Raw genomic sequence first — 518 nt, forward strand, 5'->3', positions numbered from 1 at the left:
ACTCCTAAAATAACCAAAGAACTTCATAAGTCAGGTGAAACTATTACTGAGCGCATTGTAGGCAAATATATGCGTGAAATGGGTATTAAAGCCCAATGGATTAAGCCTTTTACTACTACTACCAGAGACTCTGATTTCAGTACTGAACTTACAAACATAATTGATGAACAATTTAACCCGGAACGCCCTAATGCCGTATGGTGTACAGATATTACCTATATATGGACTAAAAACGGCTTTGTTTACCTTAATTGTGTTATGGACTTATTTGCCAGGAAAATAATAGCCTGGACTCTTTCTAATACTATGGAAGTATCAACCGTTGTAGCAACCATTGATAAAGCAAAGGCCTATCGTAACACCGAATCACCTTTAATAATACATTCCGATCGTGGCAGCCAGTATGTATCAAATGCTTGGCATGAAGCCACTAAAACTATGCAACGAAGCTATTCTCGCTGTGCCTATCCATATGATAATGCTTGCATTGAATCATTTCATTCATTGATTAAAAGAGA

At 37.1% G+C, this 518-nt stretch carries 1 protein-coding gene; it reads left to right on the forward strand.

The genetic code is table 11. The features are described 5' to 3' along the window. A partial coding sequence (locus tag HMPREF1495_RS12020; protein WP_034215208.1) for an IS3 family transposase occupies positions 1–518 on the forward strand: 518 nt, incomplete at both ends.

Source organism: Lachnoanaerobaculum sp. MSX33 (assembly GCF_000512995.1).
Classification (GTDB): Bacteria; Bacillota; Clostridia; order Lachnospirales; family Lachnospiraceae; genus Lachnoanaerobaculum.